This window comes from Peribacillus sp. SIMBA_075 (assembly GCF_046534585.1).
Genome location: NZ_JAWRYN010000914.1, coordinates 1 through 260, shown reverse-complemented (window position 1 = coordinate 260; position 260 = coordinate 1). Strand labels below are relative to the sequence as shown.

Genomic DNA, 260 nt, shown 5'->3' with positions numbered 1-260 from the left:
AACCATTTTAAGAGCCAAAGCAAAACTTCAGACACCTGACATATAAAAAATAATCTCGGTGTGAGATGCTTTACGTCTTCCAAGCCCCCTTCCTTGCCGTAAATGGAAAGATACATCTAATTATAGAATTTATATGTTTTACCCTACGGCAGTGCTGGCCATTCAATATCCTGTGCAGTTGACGTATCAACACGGTTCAGCAACACCCGATACTTTTTCCTGGCTTCCAGCAACGGGGTTTCTTCCTCCGTTGCATATAC

1 protein-coding gene is annotated in these 260 nt (G+C 42.3%); it reads right to left on the bottom strand.

Going from position 1 to position 260, the window contains the following annotated elements:
• Nucleotides 1–143 precede the first annotated feature (143 nt).
• A partial coding sequence (locus tag SB775_RS30915) for a tail fiber assembly protein (protein WP_410865085.1) occupies nt 144–260 on the bottom strand: 117 nt, incomplete at its 5' end.